This is a genomic window from Thauera mechernichensis (genome assembly GCF_029588855.1).
In the GTDB taxonomy this organism is placed as follows: Bacteria; Pseudomonadota; Gammaproteobacteria; order Burkholderiales; family Rhodocyclaceae; genus Thauera; species Thauera mechernichensis.
On sequence record NZ_JARQZE010000005.1, the window covers coordinates 1 to 24,013 of the forward strand.

20 protein-coding genes are annotated in these 24,013 nt (G+C 62.2%); 5 read left to right on the forward strand and 15 right to left on the reverse strand.

All coding sequences use genetic code 11. The annotated features are described in order from the left end of the window. Positions 1-76: 76 nt before the first annotated feature. The 13 genes from P7F68_RS08745 to P7F68_RS08805 all read right to left on the reverse strand — a co-directional run bounded on the left by P7F68_RS08745 (position 77) and on the right by P7F68_RS08805 (position 12,869). Positions 77-430: a glycosyltransferase gene (locus P7F68_RS08745; RefSeq protein WP_277832415.1), complete on the reverse strand. Its 354-nt coding sequence runs from the start codon at positions 428-430 to the stop codon at positions 77-79. A gap of 242 nt (positions 431-672) precedes the next feature. Next, positions 673-1,062 (reverse strand): GtrA family protein, encoded by a 390-nt coding sequence (locus P7F68_RS08750; RefSeq protein ID WP_277832417.1) that lies wholly within the window; start codon positions 1,060-1,062, stop codon positions 673-675. Next, the gene (locus P7F68_RS08755) at positions 1,055-2,371 is read right to left on the reverse strand and encodes an NAD(P)/FAD-dependent oxidoreductase (protein WP_277832418.1); all 1,317 of its coding nucleotides are present in this window, start codon (positions 2,369-2,371) and stop codon (positions 1,055-1,057) included. The genes P7F68_RS08750 and P7F68_RS08755 overlap by 8 nt, the downstream gene beginning before the upstream one ends. A gap of 1 nt (position 2,372) precedes the next feature. After that, a complete protein-coding gene (locus P7F68_RS08760; RefSeq protein ID WP_277832419.1) occupies positions 2,373-3,311 on the reverse strand; it encodes an NAD-dependent epimerase/dehydratase family protein in 939 nt (312 codons plus the stop codon). 96 nt (positions 3,312-3,407) lie between these two features. Further along, positions 3,408-5,021 (reverse strand): hypothetical protein, encoded by a 1,614-nt coding sequence (locus tag P7F68_RS08765; protein WP_002937041.1) that lies wholly within the window; start codon positions 5,019-5,021, stop codon positions 3,408-3,410. A gap of 30 nt (positions 5,022-5,051) precedes the next feature. Continuing rightward, complete coding sequence (locus P7F68_RS08770; RefSeq protein ID WP_277832420.1) at positions 5,052-5,792, reverse strand: SDR family oxidoreductase; 741 nt, start codon at positions 5,790-5,792, stop codon at positions 5,052-5,054. Then, positions 5,789-7,108, reverse strand: a complete 1,320-nt coding sequence (locus P7F68_RS08775) for an FAD-binding oxidoreductase (protein WP_002937046.1) — start codon at positions 7,106-7,108, stop codon at positions 5,789-5,791. The genes P7F68_RS08770 and P7F68_RS08775 overlap by 4 nt, the downstream gene beginning before the upstream one ends. Continuing rightward, the gene (locus P7F68_RS08780) at positions 7,105-8,532 is read right to left on the reverse strand and encodes a UbiA family prenyltransferase (RefSeq protein WP_002937050.1); all 1,428 of its coding nucleotides are present in this window, start codon (positions 8,530-8,532) and stop codon (positions 7,105-7,107) included. Before P7F68_RS08780 ends, P7F68_RS08775 begins: the two co-directional genes overlap by 4 nt. Positions 8,533-8,751: 219 nt before the next feature. Next, on the reverse strand, positions 8,752-9,510 hold the full coding sequence (locus tag P7F68_RS08785) for a hypothetical protein (protein ID WP_277832421.1): 759 nt from the start codon (positions 9,508-9,510) through the stop codon (positions 8,752-8,754). 308 nt (positions 9,511-9,818) lie between these two features. Next, entirely contained in the window at positions 9,819-11,333 is a 1,515-nt protein-coding gene (locus tag P7F68_RS08790) for a CsgG/HfaB family protein (protein ID WP_277832422.1), read from the reverse strand. Beyond that, positions 11,330-11,716, reverse strand: a complete 387-nt coding sequence (locus tag P7F68_RS08795; RefSeq protein WP_157384623.1) for a hypothetical protein — start codon at positions 11,714-11,716, stop codon at positions 11,330-11,332. Before P7F68_RS08795 ends, P7F68_RS08790 begins: the two co-directional genes overlap by 4 nt. A 66-nt stretch (positions 11,717-11,782) precedes the next feature. Then, positions 11,783-12,157: a bactofilin family protein gene (locus tag P7F68_RS08800; RefSeq protein ID WP_002937058.1), complete on the reverse strand. Its 375-nt coding sequence runs from the start codon at positions 12,155-12,157 to the stop codon at positions 11,783-11,785. A gap of 52 nt (positions 12,158-12,209) precedes the next feature. Then, on the reverse strand, positions 12,210-12,869 hold the full coding sequence (locus P7F68_RS08805; RefSeq protein ID WP_277832423.1) for a bactofilin family protein: 660 nt from the start codon (positions 12,867-12,869) through the stop codon (positions 12,210-12,212). A gap of 374 nt (positions 12,870-13,243) precedes the next feature. Here P7F68_RS08805 and P7F68_RS08810 point away from each other — a divergent pair, with 374 nt between their 5' ends. The 3 genes from P7F68_RS08810 to P7F68_RS08820 all read left to right on the forward strand — a co-directional run bounded on the left by P7F68_RS08810 (position 13,244) and on the right by P7F68_RS08820 (position 17,024). Continuing rightward, positions 13,244-15,553, forward strand: a complete 2,310-nt coding sequence (locus P7F68_RS08810; protein ID WP_277832424.1) for a tetratricopeptide repeat protein — start codon at positions 13,244-13,246, stop codon at positions 15,551-15,553. Positions 15,554-15,775: 222 nt separating this feature from the next. Further along, positions 15,776-16,585 carry an FkbM family methyltransferase gene (locus tag P7F68_RS08815; protein ID WP_037982330.1) on the forward strand — a complete coding sequence of 270 codons (810 nt, stop codon included), beginning with the start codon at positions 15,776-15,778 and terminating at the stop codon, positions 16,583-16,585. A 43-nt stretch (positions 16,586-16,628) separates the two neighbouring features. After that, the gene (locus P7F68_RS08820) at positions 16,629-17,024 is read left to right on the forward strand and encodes an HU family DNA-binding protein (RefSeq protein ID WP_002937065.1); all 396 of its coding nucleotides are present in this window, start codon (positions 16,629-16,631) and stop codon (positions 17,022-17,024) included. Here the strand turns inward: P7F68_RS08820 and P7F68_RS08825 are convergent. Continuing rightward, complete coding sequence (locus tag P7F68_RS08825) at positions 17,021-17,755, reverse strand: response regulator transcription factor (protein ID WP_002937066.1); 735 nt, start codon at positions 17,753-17,755, stop codon at positions 17,021-17,023. The genes P7F68_RS08820 and P7F68_RS08825 overlap by 4 nt on opposite strands. After that, a complete protein-coding gene (locus tag P7F68_RS08830; RefSeq protein ID WP_277832891.1) occupies positions 17,752-19,803 on the reverse strand; it encodes a sensor histidine kinase in 2,052 nt (683 codons plus the stop codon). Before P7F68_RS08830 ends, P7F68_RS08825 begins: the two co-directional genes overlap by 4 nt. 158 nt (positions 19,804-19,961) lie before the next feature. Between P7F68_RS08830 and P7F68_RS08835 the strand changes: the two genes are divergently transcribed. Then, the gene (locus P7F68_RS08835) at positions 19,962-21,899 is read left to right on the forward strand and encodes a TolC family protein (protein WP_083491413.1); all 1,938 of its coding nucleotides are present in this window, start codon (positions 19,962-19,964) and stop codon (positions 21,897-21,899) included. 3 nt (positions 21,900-21,902) lie between these two features. Further along, the coding region (locus P7F68_RS08840; RefSeq protein ID WP_277832430.1) for an Ig-like domain-containing protein at positions 21,903-24,013 on the forward strand (2,111 nt) is incomplete at its 3' end.

Consider the following 24,013-nt stretch of genomic DNA (forward strand, 5'->3'; position numbering starts at 1 on the left):
GCAGATTCATGGTGATCATCTCCTCTGTTCCCCGCTCCTCGACGGAAGCGGCGGAGGTTAATCACCTGGATACTTTTCAGCGCGCAGACCCCGCGAAATCTGGGTAGTTTTCAGTGCGCGTCAACACAAAATTGCGACTTAAATCGATTATGCGTAAGGCGGGATTGCCGGATTGTAGGTGCAGAAGCTGATCGAGTGTCGCGTCACTGCTGCCATCGTTCACGAACACGATTTCAGGCTCAATTAGGCAGTCGTTGCTTAGAGCATCAAGTGCTCTCTCGACAAAGGTCGAGACGCTCTCATACTCATTCAGAACCGGGACGACTAGCGAAACTTTAATCCGGTGCTGACGTGAGATTTTTTTCGCCTGCAAGCTAGAGTTCCAAATATTTTGAGTTGGGCTATCGCATCTATCTGTATGCTTTTCCATCTTTGGATCTACTCTAAGTTGCGCTGTTGAGAGGGTGTTCCCTTGCAGCCCAAGGAGGCCGTTGGTTCGGTATAGGGTGCTTAGATCTAACAACCAAGAGCTTGTGCACCGCAGATCCGTGGCAAGAGGGGGTTAAGTCATGCTAAGTGAGCGCACATTCGGACGAGAAAGTTCAAGCAAGCATAGTCGCAGCTTGCCCCTCGCAGCTAGAGGCGCAGCCGTCGCTATCCGCGAGTGAGCAGTTATTTAAAGGTTAAGTATTTATGGCCGTAATAGCTCGTAACTATGGGGGCCGCGACACCCACGGAGTGGGCGAGCGCCTCGGTGTGATTGACGATACCGATAGCCGGGAGCCACACGCTCTCTAGCGTCAAGCTAATCGCCAGGGTCTGCAGAACAGCGAAGATATTCACTGCTGCGAAGCTCGAAAGCTGTCTTGCTAAACTGCCACTGCTCACTGGGAATACGTGGCTACGCATCAGTATGAAGGCCACGAGCATGCCGAAGCAGTAAGCGAGAACTATTGCTGTCGAGAAACTAAAGAAGCTGCTGAAGAAGAAGCGTGAGGAGTAGTTTGCTGTCGCAGCGATCGCTCCTGCGACCAAGAAGCGCATAAACTGGTTCTTAAACATGCTGGCTTCGGGTTGGCGCGTTGGATTCCGTCGCCTGCAAGGCCATTCGTCTACCAAACCGGATGCTCTCGGAGATCCCTCGATCCTCCGGATAATAGTAGGATGTATCTGCAACCCAGAGCCCCTTTATTGGTAAACCGGCGTCCGGCAAGCCCTCGAGATATCCTGGACTGCAGATAGGTTGAGCATAACGGCAGCGGCTGACGCGCACATCTATGATGTCTTGCAGCTGGATAGATGGGTTGATCTTCATTACGTAGCTGGAGACCTTTTCGATGAAGACCTCATCCGAGTCCTTGTATTTAGGATGATCACCCGGCATGTAAAATGGCACATAGACGATATGGTCTGTCAGAGGCCTCAGGTTGCTGTACTCGACAAGGCCTGGGATGTCCATCTCAGGGTCGTTTATATTTAGCCAGAAGTTTTCACTGACGCGCTTGCTCAGCTTCATGATGACACAGACGACAGCGATGTTCTTGAGCACCTTGAATCGATGCAGTACGGCGGTGGGGAGGTCGGGTATTATTTTTTCGATATATGGAAGAGGGATCGTGCTGATCACGGTATCAAATGATTCTTGATGGCTTTCGCAGCGTACCGCGACGACTTTTGCGTCGTCGATGATTACGCGGCGTACCGGCGAATTAAGCCTGATCTCGCCGCCGGCTGTTTGGATGCTTGATTGCAGCGCATTCAAAAGAGTCTGTGACCCGCCCTGGAGGTAGCCGAGTTTTTCACGAAATATGCTGCTGCGCGAACGACCGATACGCCGGATACGGCTCCAGATCCAGGCTGCCGATAGGTTGTTGGCGTATTCGTAGAATTTCAGGTCAAACAGTCGTCGCCAGAGCACTTCCCAGGCTTCATCACCAACCCATCGTCGTATCCAGCTCGCCGCCTCCATCTTGTCGAGAGCACTCCAGTCGTTGCGCTTGGTCGCCATGAATGCGTGCAGTCCGTATCGCACTTTCGCGGGGAGGCTCAACCCCTTGAACTTCAGCAGCGCGATCGGGTTGCCCCAGGGCTGGATACAGTCGTTGTACCAGTAGCCCATGCGTGTCTCTGCCCAGTTCATCCTGTGGGCTAGACCAAGCTCATCGATGACGTCCAGGAACGCCTGGTCGGAAGTGCAGTGGAAGTGGTAATAGCGCTCTATCTCCAGCCCCCCAAAGTCGAAGGATGCGCTCATTCCGCCGACGCGGTCGTCGGCTTCGAATATGACCGGTTTATGGCCATCACGCACGAGCTGGTAGGCCGCAGCGAGGCCCATTGGGCCTGCGCCGAGAATGGCGATGCGCTTTGACACGTCAGAACTCCAGGATCACATTGCTGTAGCGCGGATCGTTCATGGTCTCTTGTAGCGCCAAGGCGAAGGGGGTGCAGGGGACTCCGAAGGTTCCAGGCCAGTCGGTCACTGCAAACTCATCCCTGGCGACAAGCGCGGCGAGTTGTTGCGTGGTGAATGGTGGGTTTTTGTCGAAGCAAGCCCAAAGCCACAGAAGTCCGTGAAAAAGACGATATGGAATACGACAGATGAACGTGCGCGCACCCGTTGCGCGTTTGATTGCTCGTATCATCTCGATGTATTCGATCTTCTCGTGTCCTGATATGTCATAGATGCCGCTCGTAATGTTTTGCTCGATGCAGCTGATGATGATTTTGGAAAAGTCGCCAACGTAAAGTGGTTGCCTTATATAACTGCCGTTTCCGGGTATCGGAAATACGGGGACCCTCTTCATGAAACGAGACAGCCAGCCGAGGTGCTTGCGATCGAACCACCCGAACATCAGTGTCGGTCGGAGCACCGTACACGGAATACCACTCTCGATGACCAGTATTTCCTGGGCCCTCTTTGTGTCCGTATAGAAGTCGTTTGAAGAGGATTGGACGACAGACGAACTGACATGCACGAGGTGACGGATGTCGTGGGATCTCATCGCGTCAATCACGCGCTTTGTGGCGCCCATGTTGTTGCGGACAAACTGGTTGTAGTCGGTGCCGCCAATCTGCGCTTGCAGCATGACCACGGCTTTGGCACCTGCAAAGCTCGCTTGCCACGCGCCCGGTTCTGCGAGGTCAGCGTGAATCGCGGTGATTTCCGGCAAAGTACGGCGCAAGATATCGAGGTTGTGACGATGCTTATCGATCACGACGATATCCGAATGTCCGCTATTTTTAAGGCGGATCGCCAGGTTTTGACCTACTAGCCCAGCGCCACCGGTAAGGATGATCTTGCTGCTCGTCATGGTTATCTTTTTTCCTCACGCTTACATCAGTTTGATACTCGCCAGAGGGTGGTAAGTCATCGCCGATCTCGTTGCGCGTTCAGGTGCGCAGCGGATTCATTGGGCCTTTAGCTTCATGATGAATATGGGGCCAAATGAGACATCAACGACATAGTTCGCTCTAAGGTATTCGTCAAGGAGATCCACCCCGGAGAACAGCCGGCTGTCGTTCTGCTCGATATGGTTTTCCCAAGTGGCGTCGAGCAGAATGTACTGTGGAGTGTTTTCCTTGAAGTCAGAGATCATCTGCGCCTGGATCGCATGCGTATTCTGCAGGCCGGGGTCGAAGTGGTGCCAGCGGCCGACAGGAAGCGCACCAAGGAGGGAGTAGGCCATTACGTCATTGACGAAAATCTTCTGGTGCTGAGGTAGTCCGCTGTAGAAGCGGTCCCCCCTGGAGACCCGTTGCCTCAGATAGGTGATCGCGTTCAAACGGTTCATATTCAGGAGAAAGGTCTGGTTGACCATTCTCCGGTAATGTTCGTTGGCCCGCGCGAGTGGGTTGCTGCTTGCCCTTGGCGAGAGGGTGTCGTTCGATTCTTCATTGAAGTAGCCTGCCACGCTCTTTCTGAAATGGGCGAATATTGTGATGCCGGATGTCAAATTGACAGTCGCGACCTTGATTGTCGAGGTGAGGAATATCAGCAGCAATAGTCCAGATGTATGCCGCACAAATCCTTTGGTGCTTACGTGAGCGTAGGCGAGCATCAGGATGGCCGGAATCAATGAGGCGAGGATGTGGTTGGCGCTGATTCTGACGTAGCCTTTTAAGTAAAACAGCAAGGTCGCAGCCAAAAGGAGTGTCTGGAATATTGATATCTTTTTATTTCTGATGCTGTCCACAATGACGAGCAGTGCAGCAATCAACGGCAGATAGATGACAAATACACTGACGCTGTTCAGTAAAGGTAGCGGCAGACCGCGGAATTTTGCGTAGTTTTCGATCGGCCACGTGATGATGTCAAATATGAATTTGCTCAAGCCGATGCCGTTTTCGGTTGAAGCGTACAGATAAAGCAGCCAGGCGAACGGGAGAAGGGCAGCGGAAGCCGAGAAGATGGCCAGCTTGCTCAGGGTATCCTTCAGTGCATAGGCTTTTGTCTGCGTAAGATGAATGTAATATATAAAAATGGCTACATACTGATAGAAGCCGACGTCGTATCGGAAGAGGGCGCAGAGCCCGCACAAGAGGCCGCTTATCAGAAGAGTCTCAACGTGAAGCTCGCCCGCCGCGTTCCTGATGAGGTAGGCGGCAGTTGGGAAAAATATCGCCATGCAGGCGAACAGGGGGTAGCCATGAAATCTCACGCTCGCGAGGAGCAGCAACACGGAGATGGTTGGTAACCAGAATGCGGGCTTGCGGAGGTATTGATCGCCGATCAGCAGTTTCAGGGAGACTGCAAAATAGACCACCGTGATTGCGCGCAGCAGCGCGTCGGCCCAGCGCACGCCGAACTGGTCGCCGCCGGCCAGTGCCGCGAGCGCCGCGGGCAGGTAGAAGCTTGCAGGGCCGTAATTTGCGTAGAAGTCTATGTGCGGAATCCAGCCTTGACTGACCAGCATTGCACCGGTTGCGATGATCCCTTCATCGTAAGCGTCGAGAAGCCGGGTTCCCATCAGGAAGATGACTGGGGTCAACCCGATCGTGATCGCTAGGTTCAAGAAGCGCATTTTGGTATGTTGTTTGACTTGACGGAGCGTCTACAGCGTAAGGCGCTTGTAGATGGCGGCCGGAATGTACCGGATGACCAGCATGATCGCCCACCAGAACGCAGGGGCGTAAACCACGTCAACATTACGCTCGATCCCGGTTACGATTCGCTTGGCGATGACGTCGGGGGGTACGACCAGTGCGGCCGGCAGTGCCATGCCCTGCGTCATTGGTGTGTCGACAAAGCCTGGGCGGATATCGCTCAGCGACACGCCTGCTTTGTGCAGCCTGGCTCTCAAGCCTTCGCAGAACACGGACACCGCTGCCTTGGCACTGCCGTATACGTAGTTGCTTGGTCGGCCGCGGTCGCCCGCGACCGAGGTAATGACAGCGAGTGCGCCGTGGCCTTGGCGTTCGAGCTGGTTTGCCAGAAGGGTGAGCACGGCGATGACCGAGCTCGCGTTAATCTCGAATGCCTCCATTGCGCAGCCAGGGTCCGCCTGGCAGGCGGTCTGGTCTGGAAGGCTGCCGTGGGCGACGAGCACGACATCGATGCCGCCCAAGGCATCGAGCGCTGCGTCCAGCAGGGCGGGGTGTGCTGCTGTGTCTTGCGCCAGAAACTGCGCACTCGTGACCGCTCGCGCGCCGCGCACCGTGAGGTCGTTGGCAAGAGCGGCAAGTTTTTCTGGGGACCGTCCGGCCAGAAAGAAGGTCGCACCGTGCATCGCCCAGCGACGGGCGCAAGCCGTTGCGATGATGGAGGTGGCGCCGATGATCAGGATGCGCTTCATTGGGTCACCCTTCGCCAGAACCGTGAAAGCAGGGCTGGGTCACGGAGTGCCTCCAGCTGCTGCCATGCGGGGTAGCCGCGGCGGAAGTCGTCGCCGGTCATGTGGGCGTCCTTTGCGGGGTAGAGCCGACCGCCTGCCTCACGCACGATGGCGTCGAGGCGGGGAAAGAGCGTCTCGCCAAGGTCGCGCTGGTGAGGGAAGTCCAATGCCAGCGTGGTGCCGGGCTTGGGAAAGGAGAGTAGGCCCGGGCTGTTTACCGAGCCGCAGCGCTTGATGACGGCGAGGAAAGAGCCAGTTTCCGAGGCGGCGATCGCCTCCAGCAGTGCGCTGATGCCGTCACGGGCGACGTGCTCGGGGATCAGCGCCTGATATTGCTGAAAGCCCTGGCGGCCATAGATACGGTTCCAGTTCAGTAGTGCATCGAGCGGGTAGAAGAAAGCGTCGTAGCCGGTGTTGGATCGCCGACGCGTGACGGGGGCCTTGTGCCAGTAAACTTCGTTGAATGCGCGCAGGGACAGTCCGTTGATCAACGAGAAGGGCGGCGTCAATGGGACGGTCACTTTGCGCTTGGTTTCGACGGCCAAGGGGCCCTTCGCTGCGAAATCACCGGCCATATAGACGCCGCGACCGCGTGCCTTGCCCTTGGCCAGGCAGTCGATCCACGCCACACAGAACTCGTGCGCTTCATCGAGCTCGGTCGAGAGGCTAAAGAACTCATCCAGGTTGCCGAAGCGCTGGGTGAGGCCGTCGATGCGGCTGCTGCGGATCGGTACGAGCTGGAGCTCGGCCCACTCTATGATGCCGGTCAGCCCCATGCCGCCGATGGTAGCGATGAAGTGCGCGGGGTGTGAGTGCGGGGAGCACTCGATGCGCCCGAGGTCCGAGCGCAACAAGCCCAAGCGGCGGACATGACAGCCAAAGGTGCCACGGCGGTGGTGATTCTTGCCATGGACGTCATTGGCGATGGCCCCTCCCAGGGTCACGTACTTTGTTCCGGGGGTGACGGGCAAGAACCATCCGCGCGGTACCGCGATGCGCAGGATATCCGCCAGGCTCACGCCGGCCTCCGCGGTGACCTTTCCGGCTGTCCAGTCAGCGGCCACGAAGCGATCGAGCGCGCGGGTATGGAGTACGTGGTCGCTGGCAGCCAGGCAGCTGTCGCCGTAGCTCAGGCCGGCGCCATAGGCAAGTGTACTGCCATGGGCGGCGGCGAGCTTTGCGAACGCCGGGGCGAGCGCCCCAGGCCAGTGGCAGACGGTAGGCGACTGTGGGTAGCGCGGGAATTGTCCCCACGACAGCAGACTTGCGCTGCTCATAGCGCCGCCCAGAATACCAATGCCAGAATCAACGCAATCCCCTGGCTTACCCTATCGCGGATCGTAAAGATAACGGGATCTTCATGTACCAGCCCCCGGTATGCGAGCATCCATAGCCGGGTCATCCAAACAAGGAGCAGCGGGCAGGCGAGCCAGAAGAACTCCGGCTGCTGGTAAAGCTGAGCGCTGTGAGCGTCGTTGATGTACAAGGCCAGCACCATTACGGCCATATAGCCCGCGGCGGCGCCCAGCGATGCGATCATCGGCAGGTCATCGATGAAGTAGCCGCGGCCGCGCGCCTTCGTGCCCTGGCTACGGTCGCGTAGCTGATAGAGTTCGGCATAACGCTTTATCAGCGCCAAGCTCAGAAAGATGAACATCGAGAAGGCGAGCAACCAGAACGACATCGGCAGATCCAGGGCGAGCGTGCCTAGGATGATGCGCAGGGTGTAAAGGATGGCGAGGGTGATCACATCGATCACCATGTGGCGCTTGAGCCACAGTGAATAGCTCAGGGTGAGCCCGTAATAGCCGGCGAGCCCGAGCGTGAAGGCTGTGGGCAGGTACAGCAGCGCGAGGCCAAAGGCGACCAGCAACAACAACGAAAGCGCGACCAAGCCTGCTTTGATCGACAGGCGCCCGGCGGCGAACGGGCGCTCGCGCTTGCGGGGGTGGTGGCGGTCGTCACGCAGGTCGAGTAGGTCGTTGAGGATGTAGACGCTCGACGCGCACAGCCCAAACGCGACAAATGCGACGATGGCATGAGTCACCGAGGGCCATGCCACGATCTGGTGCGAAACCAGCAATGGCACGAAGATGAGCAGGTTTTTGAGCCAATGGTGAAGCCGCAGCGCGGCGACCCAGTCACGCAGCCCACCCGCCGGCGAGTTGATCACCTCGGTGACATTGCCAAGGGCGTCTGCCTGGCGCCTGACCGCAGCGGGTGCATTGACGACGTGGGCACGGCGCGCGGCTTGCCATACAGGCAGATCGTCGCGCGCATTACCTGCGTAATCAAAGCCGCCTTCGCCATACGCGTCGACCAAGGCGTCGCGCTTCACATGTGCGGAGAGATTGCGGCTGCCGTCGCTGGCAATCACGTCATCGAATAGCCTGAGGTGGGCGGCCACCCGTTCCGCAAGGCGGTGGTGGCTCGCCGTCGCCAGCACGATCCTGCGCCCCGCCGCGCGCTCGCGGGTGATGAGCGCAATCACCGCCGGATCGTAGGGCAGTCGGGTTACATCGAGGTCGGTTGCGTGGGCGAGTTGGTGCTTGAGCGCCGCCTTGCCACCCGCCAGCCAGAAGAGCGGCGAGAGCACGCGCAGGGGCTGGTCACGCACGAACAGCAGCCCTGTCTCGAGGAGCAGGTCGGAGCGTAGCAGCGTGCCGTCAAGATCGACGACGAGGGGGGCGACGTGTTCCAAGGCACTCTTTCTCGGAGCCGAAGTGTTCTCGCGTAAGCGCAAGCGGCAGCGTGCGGCGCGCAGGCACTTCGAGACGGGTGAAGCGGACGAAGACCGACCGTGAAGCCGTTACCCTGATCAGCCTTCGTCCAGACGGCGAGGCGCGGTGATCGCGCTCGCAACCTGGCCCGGCCTCCCGCGAAGGGGGGCCGGGGATAAGCTGCGAGCGGTCAAGGGGAGTTAATTCCCGTTGACCACCTGAATAGCCGTCTTCAGGTTCACGTCACGCATGACCTCGGAGATCGCGTTGGTGGTGTTCATCGCGCCGATCACGGTGGTGGAGGCCTCGAGGTTGGTCAGGTTGACCGAGGCGACAGCCGCCTCGCTCAAGAACCAGGTCGGGGTGTTGTTCGAGGCCACGATGGCGATGTTGCCGGCGATGTTGCCCGCGTTGACCGAAGCGCTCACCATCTCAACGCCGCCGAGTTGGGTCGTCACGTCACCGAGCGCTGCGAGATCAGAGAAGTCACCGCCGGAGGAGAAGCCGCCGAGTTCGATGCCTTGGGCGGCGAAGTCGGTGGTGAGGTTGTCCTTCACCCGGTTCTCGAGGTCGGCGGTGTTCATCACACCGATGACGGTGGTCGACAGGCTGTTGCCGTTGATCGCCTTGGCGGTCGCGGTGGCGGACTCGATGTTGCTCGAGGTCGCGTTGGCGGTGGCGTTCACGTTCTCGATGGCGCTGAACGAGATCGTGGCGCCTTCGATGGTGATGGCGCCATACACGCCCGCTTCGTTGATCGACGCGGCAAGTGCGCTGACGTTCGGCCCGCCAGAGACGCCACTGATCGCGGCGGCAATGTCCGAGAACGACGTGGCGCTGACACCGTCGCTAAAGAACGTCGTGCTGAAGGTCGGCACGTTGATCACGGACTGAGCCATTGCACCACTAGCCAGGACCATGCCCGTGGCGAGGGCAAGCGCGGTTTTCTGGAATTTCATCATGTACTCCATAGAGGGTTGACCGCCGGCCTGTTCCCGGAGGACGTTCAGGGTGATGCTTGGCGAACAGGGCCATTCTCGAGTTGGTGCGCAAGCGGGCTGGGATACCGAGTCACGACCGCGCACGACACCACGCGTCTCGGATGGTACAGGTAAACAATTAAAAAGGTAAATATTGATTTAGAGCAAGTGAATAAATTTCGGCTGCGGCCTCGTCCCGCCATCCTGCCCGGTGAATGCTTGGGGGGCTGTCATACCTACCGTTTGAGGGCCGTGATTGCGCAGGTGCGCGGCGACCGCGCGAGAGGTCATCTGCGCTCGAGCAGTTCCATTCGATCGTTTACGAAGGATGGTATCGGTAGGGCGTTACCTTGGAAATTGATTTCCAACGCACGCATGCCGGGCATGTAAAGATGCCACGGAGCGAGGCCGTCGAGCTCCACGGCCTCGCCCGCGCGCAGCGCGACCGCGCGGTCGCGCCCGCTGCCGTCGCTCACGCACAACGTACCGGCGCGCGGGCTGGTGACGCGCAGTTTGTTTGCCGGTGCCCGTGCGAACAGGGGTGTGATGCGTGGGGCCTCGCTGTCGCGGGCGGGACGGCACGCGGGGTCGATCGAGCGCTGCGCCAGGTTCGCAGCGCCCGGATCGCCGCTGGACGCGCCGCTGGACGCGCCGTTGGCTGCGTTGGCGCCGCTGCGGCGCAGCTCCAGTACCTGCAGGGCGGCGGCTGATGGTGAAGACTGCTCGTCGGCAAAGTAGCTGCTGTCGGCCACTGCCGCAGGGGCCAGGCCGCCGTTGTCCGCAGCGGGTGTGGTGGGCGCTGTTGCGCCAGTGCTCGAGCGGCCGTCGTCACCGTTGGGCTGCACGGTGGCGCCGTCCCCCGCGGCGCTCTCTGCCTCGGGGGGGCTCGCTGCGACCGCAGGCGCACCGGCCGCCACCGCTGCCGCGGCCGCGGCGCGCGCCAGGTTGGCGCGGTAGGCGTTTACGCGCTGGCTGCTCGGGGTGTTGGTGCTGACCCCTTGCACGGCCTCGACCAGGGCGTAGCAGTCCTTGAACTCCTCGGGCTTCATCATTTGCGTGAGCAGCTCGAAGGTGGCCAGGTTGAGCATCTGGCGCAGGGCAAAGTGCACTGCCTCGCGCTGGTTGTTGCCGAGGTCCACGCTGACCAGCGTGTTGCCGAAGAAGCGACCGATGCCGAAGCCCGCTTCGGTGGCGACGAGCTGCTTCTGCAACGGCACGTTGGCGAGCACGCGGCCGGTGCGCGTTTCGGTAAGCGAGAGGTCGAGCCCGATGAGGATGCGGTGCTGGCGGTAGCGCGGCCCCAGGCCGGCGATCTGCGTCTCGAAGCCGCTGCCGGGCAGGAAGTCGAGGCTGTTGATGCTGCCGGTGATGTAGAAGGTGCTGGCGATCTGGCTCTTGGTGTCGCGGATGCCCCACTTGGCCTCCGCCTCCATGATGCGCGGGTCGCGCCGGTTCACCAGGACAACACCGGCCTGAAACAGCGCCGACTGTACGATGTCCCCGGCGCCCTGGGTGACGAACTTAGCGGTGCCGCCGTCGGCGAGTTGCTCCTTGCCGGTGGCGTCGAGGATGGAGCCCACCGAGAAGCGCAACACCTCGGTGTTGATGCGGCCGCGCAGACAGCTCAGGGCGTTATCGTAGGGGGTCACGATGTCGGTGATCGGCGGGCCGCTGAAGAGCGGCTCGTCACGTTCGGGGGCGACCGTCGGCACGCCGACCGTGCCACAACCCTGGACTGCGGCGAGCAGGCCTATGGCGGATAGCAGACGGGCACCGCCCACCCGCAGTGCGGCTAAGGTCAATCGGCCGCTCCATAGGCCTTGGTGCTCGACCAACTGGAATGGTTGAGCCCGATCTCTTGTACGCTGATCGAGCCGTCCTGGCCACCCGCGTTGGTCGAGAAGGTCGATACGGTGTTCGCGTCACCGGTAATGGTGACGGTGGCCTCGGTCATCGAGCCGATGGTGTTGGTGTTGAACGTGTTGACGTTGTTATAGGTGGTATTACGTCCGATATTGTCATAGTAGCCAGACTCTTTCTTCTCGATCATGTCGGCCTGGTTCATGTTTGTCTGGTGCCGTGAGACGCCGGGAAAGGCGTAACTGTTACTCCAGCCGACCGAGGGGGTCTGAGCCTGGGCATGTGCGGCAAGCAATGCGAGGCTGAGGACGATGAGTCTTGACATCTGGGCGTATGCGTCGAATTGAAGGGATGTCTCGATGGCGTCTGCCGATGGCATCCAGCGTTGGTTTCAGCCCCGCATCAGGTTGGATGCCTTGGGGCGTTCCACGCGGTCGTTGCTCTCCAGGCTGCCTTCGATACGCGCGCCACTCTCGATCTCGATGGTCTGGTACTTGATGTTGCCAGTCACCGTCGCGCCCGAGCGGATCACCAGGTGTTTGACCGCTGCAATCGACTGCCCCGCCTGGCCTGCGAGGTCGATGTTTTGCCCCGACAGGCTGCCGCTCACTCTGCCGGAGGCGCCAATACGGATGTCCTGAGCCGAGATGTCACCGTCGATCGCGCCATTGACGAGCACGGTACCTGGCGCTTCGATCTTGCCATTCAAGCGTACGCCTTCGCCGATGATCAGGGAGCCGGCCTCCCAGTCCTGGTATTGAGTCATGGGTGTTCTTGTTCCTTGAGTGCTGCGGTCGATGACGGTGTGGGGTGTGAGCTCAATGCGGCTTGCTCGAGCCGAAGAGGCGTGACATGAGCGTTGTCGGCAAGGGTAATACTTCCTTCGCCAGCTCGTGGTCTTCCTTCTCGAGCCCGGGCGGGAGGTTGTCGAAGTTGGGCGTGATCCTGTCCATTGCGGGCGCCATGTTGTGGATGGGAGCGGGTTCTTCGCAATAGTTGAGCGTGCAGTTCAGACGCGCGCCCGTCTCTGCGCGAACGAGCTTGTAGTAGCGCAGGTCGCCCTCGACCACCGCATCCCGCATGACCACGAGCTCCTCGGTGCAATCAAGATCGCCCCTGAACGTACCGAAGATGACTGCGTGACCACAGGTGATCTCGCCGCTGATGGTGCCCCCGCTGAGGATGATGACCTCGTCGGCCTCCACCCTGCCTGCCATGCGGCCTTCGACGCGAAGGGTGCCGGGGACCTGGAGGGTGCCGGACACCTGCGTGTCCCGGCCGACGACCACGCAGCCGAAGGCGAGCGCCTCGTTGGCGGGTGCATACTGAGACGGTGGGCCTTGGGGTATTTGCGCATCGTCGCGTAGCGGTGTGGCCGATGAGGCGAAGCTCTGTGTTCGTTCTTCGATCGGCTCTGTCGAACGCGCCTTCGCCTGGCCATGTAGTTCGTCGTCGTAATTTGCCCGTCTGGCTTTCATGATGCCTTCCGTTTGGTCTTTTGCTCGTCGTATTGGCACGCGGTACCCGGTGTGTATGACCGTGCGCGCGGAGTCGCATCCGACAAGGCAACGCCCATCCCGCACTTACCGATGGTAGTATAGGTAAAGATACCATAAAATCGAACTGTACCTTTCGCTAGATGTGAGGAAGCTGTCGGTGTTCCCGCCGCTTGAAGCGGCGCCGAGCACTATGCGGAGTCCCGAACGGCGCATGCTTTTTTTCTTGGGCAGGTTTGTAGCCTGTTGGTTAATTTCGGACCCAATGGTGGTCCGCGAGGCTGCGGTCGCAGGCTCAAGGAGTGGTGATGGTAAGGGCGAGGAAGAGCAAGGGCACTCGGTCGCAGTTCGAGCGCGTGACAGTGGGCGACAGCGGTGGCGCGATCATGCAGCCGCAAGTGCCGACGCAGGATGAGATCAACGAGGTCATTCGCCTGTTTTCCGGGGGGCAGCTGGAGGCCGCGGAGCGCCACGCCGTTGCGCTAACGCGCAGACACCCCAATCATCCTTTCGGCTGGAAGGCGCTCGGTGGGGTGCGCAGGCTGCGCGGGCAGGTCCGCGCGTCACTCGAGCCGATGAAGCGGGCGACACGTCTCGCGCCTGGGGATCCCGAAGCACACAGCAATCTCGCCAAGACCCAAATGGACCTGGGGGAACTGGAGGCTGCGGAGGCGAGCTATCGGGAGGCGATACGCCTCAGGCCCGAGCACGTCGTGGCGCACCTGTATCTTGGCGACCTCCTTTGCAAGCTTGGACGCTGGTTGGAGGCAGAGGCGTGTTTCCACGAGGCGATTCGACTGAAACCCGACGCTGCTGAGGCCCACTGCAGGCTGGGCGAGGTGCTTGCGAAGCGGGGGGAATTCCAGCCTGCGTTGGCGAGCTTTCAGGCTGCGATCAGGCTCAGGCCTGCCTACGCCGAGGCACACTGCAACCTTGGTATCATGCTGGAGCGTCTCGGCCGCTTCGATGTAGCCGAGGCGAGTTACCGAGAGGCGGTGCGTGTGAGCCCAAAGGTAGCGGCCGCGCATAACGGTCTGGGCAATGCGTTCAAGCGTGCTGGCGACCTCGAGCGCGCCGAGGAGTGTCTTAGAGAGGCGATCAGCATCGATCGCAACTACGCGGAAGCGCATTGCAACCTGGGTGTGGTGCTGAAGGAGTGGGGTAGGCTGAAAGATGCCGAAGGCAGTCTGCGTGAGGCGATTAGGCTCAAACCCGGCTTGGTCGAGGCGCACAACAACCTTGGCAATCTGCTTAAGGACCTTGGGCAGCTAAAGGCTGCCGAGGCGGCTTTTCGCGAAGCGATACGCCTTGCGCCCGATCGTGCCGAATGCCACATGAATTTGGGTGGCGTCCTCGAGCGGCTCGGACAGCTCAGCGCCGGTGCGGAGAGCGTTCGCAAGGCCATATCCTTGAGGCCGACCTTCGTCGAGGCTCGCAGCAACCTATTGTTCAGTCTAAATTATTATGAATCATCACCGGCGATCGAGTTGCTCGATGAGGCCAAGCGGTACGGGGAAATTGTCAGCACGCGTGCGCAACCAAAGTTTACTAACTGGGTGACGATCGGCACGAAGCGGCTGCGGGTTGGCCTTGTATCGGGTGACTTCAATAACCATCCCGTCGGCTACTTCTCCGAGGGTTTGATCAAGCACCTCGATCCTGCGCGTTTCGAACTCCATGCGTTTTCCATGGCGAGCAAGGGCGACGACTTGACGGTGCGTATCAGGCCGTATTTTGCCGACTGGACGTCATTGCTCGGCATGGACGACCTTGAAGCTGCGCGTATAATTCAACAGCGTGGCATTCACGTTCTGATCGATCTTTCCGGGCATTCCGCTAAGAACCGCCTACCGGTGTTCGCCTACAAGCCGGCTCCGGTGCAGGCCTCATGGCTGGGCTATTTTGCGAGCACCGGTGTGCCCGAGATGGATTTCTTCATCGGTGACCCCTATGTGGCCCCCGAGTGCGAAGCGCATCATTTTACCGAGAGCTTGTGGCGGCTGCCCGAGACCTGGCTCTGTCGCGAGCCGCCTGGTCACGCGCCGGCCGTCGGCGCGCTCCCCGCGCGCGCGAACGGGGTCGTGACTTTCGGCTGTTTCGGCAACATGACGAAGGCCGGGCCGAGGGTCCTGCGGCTATGGGCCGGCATCCTGAATCAGATTCCTGGCGCTAGGCTGTTCCTTAAATGTCATCAACTTGATGACCCGCAGGTTGTCAAGGACGTCACGGCGAGGTTCCGCAGCCATGGGGTTGCGCCGGAGCGCTTGATCCTCGAAGGACGAAGTCCCTCGCTTGGCTATTACGCGGCATACAATCGTGTCGACATGGTCCTGGACACCTTTCCCTACCCTGGCGGTACGACCTCGGTCGATGCGCTGTGGATGGGGGTGCCCATTCTTACGCTCAAGGGTGAGCGGTTTCTGTCGCACCTTGGTGAGTCAATCGCTCACAATGCTGGGCTGCCGGAGTGGATCGCCGAGAACGAGGATGATTACGTGCGGAAAGCGGTCAAGTTCGCATCGGACATCAGCGCGCTCGAGTCGATAAGGGCGGGCTTGAGGGAACGGCTGCGTGACGGGCCGCTTTTCAATACGAAGCGCTTCGCGGCTCATTTCGGTGATGCCATTGCGCAGATGTATTCAACGGCGACACGTCGTAAGGCGTAGTCGATCGTGTTGCACGGGGCAACGCCCCTCATGTATAAAAGTAAGTAATGTAGTGTAAAGTAATACTATACAAACAGAAGAACACGGCGGGCGTGATGAGCCCGCCGTCGCGAGGCGCTGCGACGAGCACTCGCGGCATCGTGTGGAACGGAGACTTGCATGCTCTTGCGCGTTTGGAGGCATCCCGTCAATCGGGCTGATCTCCCGGGTGCGATGGCGCGAATGTTCGCGCACTGGGTCACATGCAGGTTGGCCGTCGGCGCCATTCCACTTCCACTCCCGTTTGCCAACGACACCTGGCTGTTCTGCGAGCGGCGCAGCCGCGAGGCTGCAGGTTTGCGCCTGCTCGTGCTCAAGGATTTCGCGGCAATGAGCTTCGTGGCGCATTACCTGCGCTCAGCGGAGCATTTCGTCGATGTCGGTGCCGGGGTGGGCAGTTACACGGTGCTTGCGGCCGCTGTCACCGCGGCCAGGGTGACGGCGTTCGAGCCAGCGGAGGCGGCGGCGGCGGCGCTGATGCGTAACGTGGCTTTCAATGAACTCGCGGGGCTTGTCAAGTGCAGGCGGATCGGGGTCTCGGACGCCAGCGGCCGGGGCTACTTTCCCGCGGCCGCGGGTGGCAGGCTGCGGGCGGATCCGTGCGCAGAGGGGGAAGGCGTGGTCCGCCTGCAGCGGCTCGACGAGGCCTTGGGCGATGACGTGGCGCAGGTGCTCAAGGTGGACGTCTGTGGCGATGAGCTCGAGGTCCTGCGAGGCGCGCAGCTGACCTTGCAGCGGCCCGGGCTGGATGCCGTGATCGTTGGCACGGGGCGCGGGTGTCGGGGCCTGGCGCCACGCTGGCACCGTGTCTGCGCATTGCTCGAGCGCCACGGGTTCGAGCCCGCGGACTACGACCCGTTTGAGCGTCGCTTGCTCCGCCCCGCTGGGCTGAGCGACAAGGGCTTGTTCGTGCGCGGCCGGCGTGCGGACGCGATCATGCGCCGCGTTGAGCGCGCTGAAGGGTTCTGGCCGACCGAGGATCTGTGCGTATGATTTTCATGAGCGCCAGGGTAGTCTGATGGGAGATGCAGCGTAGATGCTCAAGAGCGATCTGGTGGATAGCCTTGTATGTCGGTTTCCGGCGCTGACGCGCAGGGATGTGGAGCTTTCGGTTGCCGTGATTCTCGATGAGATCCAGCGCCGGCTTGCCGCTGGAGGCCGTTTCGAAGTGCGTGACTTCGGCGTCCTTAGCACCCACGTCCTGCCGGGGAAAATGGGGCGCAATCCCCGCACCGGGCAGGCAGTGTACGTCCGGTCACGCCGTGTCGTTCATTTCAAGCCCGGGAAACGCTTGCGGGCCTGGGGCACTGGTCAGCTCGACGAGCTGCCGGGGCACAGCGACGCAGACATACCGTCCGCAAGCCGTCCCGCCGAGATGCCGCACGAACCTTCGTACCGCTCGTCCGAAGAGCGCGGCCACAGCGCGCCCTAGGGCTTGGCGCGGCTGCAGCGCGCAGCGAACACCAGGCCTTTGCCGAACACCGCGCGGATCGGCAGCATCAGACCGAGCTGGCGGGCTTTTTGGCGCAGGCGGTTGAGGACGACCTCGACGCGATGGAAGTCGCTCGTATCTTCACCGCTATACAGCGCGTGCAGAAGCTGCGGCTTTGGCAGCAGCTCGCCTGCGTGAGCGGTGAGGAGGTCGATCAGCCGGTTCTCGGTGTTCGAGAGGGGAAGCTGGCAGTTGTTCGGCGCGGTCAGCGTGCGTTCGCTGGGGTTGTAGCGCCAGAGCTGTCCAGCCTCTGCTGCGAGCGTCTCGTCGTTGCGGGGTAGCGACGGCTTTGGCGAGGCGCTCAGGCGACGCCAGGTGGCCTCGATGGTCACGTAGAGTTCGCGCAGATCCACGGGTTTCACCAGGTAATGATCGGCGCCGGCGCTCATGGCCTCGAGTCGGGTTTGCATCTCCCCGCGTGCGGTTATCACGATCAGCCCGCATGTGGGTTCCGCTTGCAGCTCGCGAATGATGGAGAGCCCGTCGTCGCCCGGCAGGCCGAGGTCGACCAGCGCAATGTCGGTCCGGGTGACCTGGCGCTGGCGCCTGAACGATTCGGCGGAGGCGGCCCCCCACACGATGTGGCCCTTGCTGCGCAGGAAGAACTCGAAGTTGTCGCGCAGGTCGTCGTTGTCCTCGACGATCGCGATATGGAGTGTCGTCATGTTCATGATGTGACCTGGCGTGCCTGCGTACCTGGTGGCCGGCGCGGCAGACTGAACTCGAAGGTGGCGCCTGCGCCGCCGGTGTGCACGAGGCACAGGTCACCGCCGTGGGCGCGCATGATCTCCCTGCTCACGTGCAGGCCAAGCCCCGAGCCTGACACATTGTGTGCCGCACTGCCGCGCTCGTAGCGCCCGAAGATGCTCGCCTCTTCGGTGGGGCTGATGCCGGGGCCTTCGTCACTGACGGTCAGGATGAAGTTATCCTGAGCCGCGGTGAGGCGGGCATGAATAGGGCTGTTGGCCGCGTATTTTATGGCGTTGTCCAGGACGTTGGAAAGCGCGATGGTGACGAGCGCGTGATCGCAGCGGCACTGTGTGTCCAGTCCGGGCTCGATGTTTACCTGCACGAGCTGCCGAGACGACAGACGTGCCAGCTCGGCAGCATTCTCGAGCAAGGCCGCGAGGTCGGTCGGTACCTGCTCGATGACGAGCGTTGCGGCTGACAAGCGCGCGTCGGCCAGGCAGTTGTCGGTCAGCGTGGTCAGGCGGCGGGTGGCGCGGTTGATCTGCGCGAGGCGGTGGGTAAGCGCCTCGGTACTGGGCGTGGGGCATTGGGCCAGGTTGCCGGTGGCGGCGGAGATTACCGACAGAGGCGTGCGGAACTCGTGCGACACCATGGCCAGGAACTGGCGTTGCTTGAACTGCGCATGGCGTTCGTCGCGCAGCGCGCGCTCGAGCTGGTCGTGGGCGTGCTGCAGGGCGGCGGTACGCTCCTTGACGCGATCCTCCAGGTGCTGGCGCCTGGCCTCGGCTGCGCCCAGCCGCTCGGCCTGCAGGCTGTCGAGTCTTTGCTGCTGCATGCGCAGCTCATGCACGCTGGCGAGCAAGATCGCGACCATCAGCCCAAGCATGGCGTACTGCCACAAGTGGAGCAGCGTCAGAGACACCGGTACCACGGCGAGCACGCTGAGCGCCGCGAGGATCGCCAGTGCTGACGTGATGGACACCGCGATCGCGATCGCTCTCGTGCCCGCCGACACGCCCTTGAGGCAGGTCAGACGCAGCGCGGTGGCGACGGCCAAGCCATGGATCAGCGCGTTCAGGGTCATCAGCACCGTCATCGCCTGGCCGTACAGACCGAGCAGGAGGGCGGTCACCGCACCGACGAATAGCGCGCCGCCGGCAAGCAGCACCTTGTCCGTGCGTGGGAAGTGTTGCCGGGTGAGGAGGGCCTCGCGCAGCAACCACAGATGCGCGGCAAGCGTGAGCAGGGTGCTGATGCTGGTCAGATGGTGGGCGAGCAGCGGGCGGTCCGGTAACAGCAGGACATAAGTGAAGCCCTGGGTGCTCGCCACCATGAGGTAGGCGACGCCGAGGGCCGACACCGCCAGCATCAGCCGTGAGCGCTGGATGAAGCCCAGGCCGATGCACAGCAGGGTGGTGACGCAGGCAATGCCAAAGTACAGCCCCCACAGGAAGCTGCTGCTGGCGCGCTGGCTGACGAAGGCCTCGGGCGAGGTGAAGTAAGCGGAGAGGAGACTGACGCTCGTGGTCTCGAGGCGGATCAGCATGGGTTGCGTGCTGTCCGGCGTCATGGGCAGCACGAAGTGGCGGTCGCGCACCGGGCGTGCGCTTGCGGGCAGCAGATCGCCGGTCTCCATGCGGGTGTAGCCATCTGCGCCGGGCACGAACACGGTGAGGCGATCGAGATACGGCGGTGCGACGACGAGCCACCAGGGGGCGCCACCTGGCCGCGGGGCGGGCGGGTTGAAGCGCAGCCATGACACCGCCCGCGTGTAGCCTTGCGACAGCGGGCCGTCATGCGACGAAAACTGCGTGCTGGACAGCGTGAGCACGGTTTGTGCGTCGAGTGCGCCATCGTCATCGACAAGAAGTTCGAAGGGCAGGTCGCTGCCGAGCCGGATCGTCTCGACGCGGGGTGTGGAGGCTGCGGCGCTCAGTATGCCGAGTGCGCCGAGCGAAAGGAGGACGAGGATCAGGGCCACGCCAACGGCGCGTACGTCCGGTGGGCGCGAGGCGGTAGCGTTGGGCATCGCAGGCAAGGGAGTGGTCGATTTTTGATGGAAAGGTAAGGTTTTGTTATGGAATCGTGAGAACGGTGAGTTCTGTGAATGGCGTGGATGAGGTAAGCATACATAAACTGGCTCGCGTTTAGGTAATGATTTGGCAATCCAACGAACGAGGTTGATTCATGTCGTCTCCACGTCCTCGCCCCTTGTTCTTCTGCCTGGCGCTTGCCGGTCTTGTCATGGCGACAGGTTGCAGTTCGCTGCAGTTCGATCGTGCCGCGCAGCGCGAGGCCAACCTCGCCAAGGACCTCGAGCAGCTGGCCTCCCTGCGCGGCGACGCCTTGCCCGCGCATCCGCTCGCGTTCGAGGAGGTGCTGGACATCGCCCTGCGCAACAACCTCGAGCTTCGTGTCACCGAGTACGAACTCGAGATTGCCTCGCGCGAGCGCGTGGCGGCCAAGCTCGACATGCTGCCGGAGCTTCGCGCAGAGGCGGGCGTGCTGCGGCGCAGCGACCCAGAGGTGAAGTCCGCCGTCGGTGCCGACGGAACCTCCCTGGGTACGAGCTCGATCAGCGAGCCACGCAACAGCCGCACGGCCGATCTGAGCCTGACCTGGAACGTGCTCGACTTCATGACGGCATCGATTCGCAGCAACCAGGCCGACATGCAGCAAGCCCAGCTCGAGTATCGCCGCGAGAAGATCCGCCAGCGTATCGCCCTCGACGTGATCACGGCCTATTGGCGGGCCGCGGCGGCTGAGGACGCGCTCGAATACAGCTACAACGTCAAGCGCCAGATGGAGCGCCAGTACGAGCGCCTGAGCGCATCCATGCGCAATGGCAGCGTGAGCCTGCTCGCGGGTAAGGAAGCTCAGCTCAAGCTCATCGAGCTCTCCATTGCCATCCAGAAGCTGCACGGCAATCTATCTACGGCGCGGCTCGAGTTGGTGCAGCTGATGGGGCTCAAGCAGAGCACGGAGCTGCGCCTGCAGCGCCCGGACTTGCGTGCCGTCATCAACATGCTGCCCAAGCCGACGGAGCTCGATATCAAGAAGCTCGAGTTCGTCGCGCTGCGCAACCACCCCGTGCTGTTCGAGAACGACCTGCAGGCGCTGATGTTGCAGGAGGATGCGCGTGCCGCGATGCTCAGCCTGTTCCCGGGTGTGAGCCTGTTTGCAGGCCGCCATTACGACGACAACGCGCTGCTGCAGACCAACACCTGGAACGCGATCGGCGCCGAGCTGAGCTGGAACCTCTTTGCCCTGCCCGCGAAGTTCAAGCGCATGGAGGCACGGGAGCTTGCAGTCGAGCGTGGCGAGGCCGACCGGGTGCTCGTCACCGCGTCGGTGATCACCCAGGTGCACCTGGGGCTGCTCGACTACGCCATCAAGGCGGACCGCTTCCTGCTCATGGACGACAGCTACAAGATCACGCAGGACATCGAAGGCATGACCGAGGTTCTGCGCACCGCGGGCCAGGCCACGGACATGCAGCACACGCAGCGCCTGCTCGAGAACCTCGCGACCAAGTTGCGTCGCGACGAGGCGGTCGTCGAGCTGTTCACCGCCTATGCCAAGCTGTTTGCCTCGGTGGGGGTTGCGCCCGACATGTGGCAGAGCAATCTGGTCGAACTGGGCGATATGCTTTACCAAGGCCAGGCCGTCACCCCCACGCCCGGCGAAGGTGAAGCCGGTGGCGAGGCAGCCGCAGACTACGCCGGCGCGCACACGCCGACCGCTGTGGCCATCCCCATCCATCCCGAACCCATGGTGCTCGCGAGCGCGGCGGTCACCCCCACGCTCACCGAGTCGTTCCCCAGCACCACGGAGGGGCGTGGAAGCCTGTCGGCGCATCAGGTTGCGGGCGCGCACCTGTGGGACATCCAGGTTGGGGCGTTTGTCCAGCCGGGGGCACCCGACAGCATTCTGGCGCAGGTGCGCGGGCTGTCGCTGCGCATGCTCGACAGTCGTGATGCCACCGTCAGGCCGGTGACCGATCGCGGTCGCACCCTGCAGCGAGTGCGCTTTCACCACCTCCCCGAGGCCGAGGCACGCAGGTTGTGCGGGGACTTGAAGGCCAGGGGCCTCGACTGCTGGGTGGCCCCGTCGCTGAGGAGCTGACGCATGTTGCGATTGGTTCCACTCGAAGAGCGCATCGTGCTCGATGCGGCGCTGATGGTCGAGCTCGCAGAGGCGCGTGAGGCAGACTCGCCCGATGACGATGACGCGCCCGGTCCGGGCACCGATGAGGCGCCTGGCGCTGACTTACAGCACGACACGGCCGCCGACGGTGCGATGTTCCTGGCTGCGCTCGAGCTGCTCGATGAGGGCATGGCCACGTTCTCCGCCACTCAGTTGCTGTCGGGCATCCAGTACCGGGAGGGAGATGGCTACCGCGCGGTGATTGATCCATCGGAGCTGCCGGTCCTGGATGAGGGCTTTGCGATATGGGCCGTCGTCGCACTGGAAGACGGTAGCGCGGGCGACGTGATCGTGCCGCCGAGCTTGGGACCCGGAAGCGGGTTCGTCGTTTCCAGCCCGAGCGCTGGCGTGATCAGTTTCTCCTTGTCGGCACAGTTGCTCGCCGAGAACACGCCGCAAGAAGCCGAAGAGCTCCTGCGCAACACGGTTGCGCTGGTGCGCTACGCCAACGTATCGCAGGACCCCGTGGAAGGCGTGCGCAATCTGAGCTTCACGCTGGGCAACGGTACCCAGGAGGCGATGGTCTCGCGCCCCTTGCTGCTGTCGTCATTCAACGACGCTCCGGTGATCAGCGACACCAGCCCGGTGAGCCTGAGCTTCTTCGAACCGACCGACCCGGCATCACGTGCCCCGCTGGCCTTGTTTGCGCCAGGCAGTCTGACGATAAGGGATGCGGACAGCGCGAACCTCACGCAGGCCTCGGTGTGGATCAGCGACTCGCCAGCGAGTGCGGCGGACGCACTGGGAACCCTGGACCGGCTGAGCGTGGCCTTGCCCGCCGATGGCAGCCTGGTGGCGCGCCTCGTGTTCAGGCCTGGTGCCGATGGTGTGGTCGGCGAACTGCGCCTGACCGTGTCGGGTGTGGCCGCACCGGACACCTATGCGCGCGTGCTCGAGAGCGTGCACTACGACAACCTCGACACCGACCCGCGCCAGTACTCGCGCACGGTGCGGATCAGCGTCACCGACCTCGACGACGACGGCGTGCGCGAGGATGCAAGCTCCGTCTCGCTCGAGAAGCGCATCGTCATCGAACCGACGAACACCGCGCCGAGCGTGAGTGTGGCCGATGGGCAGTTCAGAGAGGCAGTCAATCGCACCGGTTACGTGCCCTTGCTGCCGGGGCTGCGGCTGCTCGACCCGGACAGCAACAACCTGCTCAGCAAGGTCGTGGTCACCATCGCAAACCCGGACGGCCCACCGAGCGACTTCATCAACACCTTTGCCGGTGGCAGCGCCCTGTTCTCCATCAGCCGTGTCAGCGAGGGTACGACGGAGGTCTACACGGTGCGGCCCACGGCGCCCACGGCGACCGTGGGCGAGTTCCAGACCTTGTTGTCGGCATGGACCTACGCGAACAGCTCGCGTGCCAACGTCGACCACAGCATCGGCATCACGGTGGCGGCGCACGATCCCGAGGGCGCGGTAGGGGCTGCCAGCTCCACCTTGACCGTCGTGGCCAAGCCCGACGCGCCCACGAGCGCCAACCTGCCGCAGGCGATCGCGCCAGAGCGGCTCACGGTCGATGAGGACGCTCGCCTGGCGCTGCCCGCCGGGGTGTTCCCGTTTGCCGATGCGGACGGCGACGCGCTGGGGGGTATCACAATCGTTGATCTGCCGCTGAACGGCACGCTGTCGGTTGACGGTGAGGCGGTGCGAGCCGGGCAGCTGCTCCTGCCTGCAGAGCTCGCCAGGCTCGAGTACGTTCCCAAGGCCGATTTCTACGGCAATGACGGCTTTGGCTTCCGCGTCTGGGACGACAGCGGCGACCAGGGCGGGCCCGGATTGTCCAGTGCGGACTATCGTGCGGTGATCAAGGTCCAGCCTGTGCCCGATGCGCCCGTCAGTGGCGACCTGCCGCTCGCGAGCGAGCCTGAGCGCTTGACCGTGGACGAAGACGGTCGCCTGCCCTTGCCGGCGACGGTGTTCCCGTTTGCCGACGCCGACGGCGACGCGCTCGCCGGGGTGACGATCACCGCGCTGCCCGAACATGGGACGCTGCTGCTTGCAGGGGAGGCGGTGGCCGTGGGGCA

What these genes read in the sequence shown, in the direction of transcription:
- P7F68_RS08745 (WP_277832415.1), bottom strand. Translation starts at nt 430, where the DNA reads ATGGAAAAGCATACAGATAGATGCGATAGCCCAACTCAAAATATTTGG.
- P7F68_RS08750 (WP_277832417.1), bottom strand. Translation starts at nt 1,062, where the DNA reads ATGTTTAAGAACCAGTTTATGCGCTTCTTGGTCGCAGGAGCGATCGCT.
- P7F68_RS08760 (WP_277832419.1), bottom strand. Translation starts at nt 3,311, where the DNA reads ATGACGAGCAGCAAGATCATCCTTACCGGTGGCGCTGGGCTAGTAGGT.
- P7F68_RS08765 (WP_002937041.1), bottom strand. Translation starts at nt 5,021, where the DNA reads ATGCGCTTCTTGAACCTAGCGATCACGATCGGGTTGACCCCAGTCATC.
- P7F68_RS08770 (WP_277832420.1), bottom strand. Translation starts at nt 5,792, where the DNA reads ATGAAGCGCATCCTGATCATCGGCGCCACCTCCATCATCGCAACGGCT.
- P7F68_RS08775 (WP_002937046.1), bottom strand. Translation starts at nt 7,108, where the DNA reads ATGAGCAGCGCAAGTCTGCTGTCGTGGGGACAATTCCCGCGCTACCCA.
- P7F68_RS08785 (WP_277832421.1), bottom strand. Translation starts at nt 9,510, where the DNA reads ATGAAATTCCAGAAAACCGCGCTTGCCCTCGCCACGGGCATGGTCCTG.
- P7F68_RS08795 (WP_157384623.1), bottom strand. Translation starts at nt 11,716, where the DNA reads ATGTCAAGACTCATCGTCCTCAGCCTCGCATTGCTTGCCGCACATGCC.
- P7F68_RS08800 (WP_002937058.1), bottom strand. Translation starts at nt 12,157, where the DNA reads ATGACTCAATACCAGGACTGGGAGGCCGGCTCCCTGATCATCGGCGAA.
- P7F68_RS08805 (WP_277832423.1), bottom strand. Translation starts at nt 12,869, where the DNA reads ATGAAAGCCAGACGGGCAAATTACGACGACGAACTACATGGCCAGGCG.
- P7F68_RS08815 (WP_037982330.1), top strand. Translation starts at nt 15,776, where the DNA reads ATGTTCGCGCACTGGGTCACATGCAGGTTGGCCGTCGGCGCCATTCCA.
- P7F68_RS08820 (WP_002937065.1), top strand. Translation starts at nt 16,629, where the DNA reads ATGCTCAAGAGCGATCTGGTGGATAGCCTTGTATGTCGGTTTCCGGCG.
- P7F68_RS08825 (WP_002937066.1), bottom strand. Translation starts at nt 17,755, where the DNA reads ATGAACATGACGACACTCCATATCGCGATCGTCGAGGACAACGACGAC.
- P7F68_RS08830 (WP_277832891.1), bottom strand. Translation starts at nt 19,803, where the DNA reads ATGCCCAACGCTACCGCCTCGCGCCCACCGGACGTACGCGCCGTTGGC.
- P7F68_RS08835 (WP_083491413.1), top strand. Translation starts at nt 19,962, where the DNA reads ATGTCGTCTCCACGTCCTCGCCCCTTGTTCTTCTGCCTGGCGCTTGCC.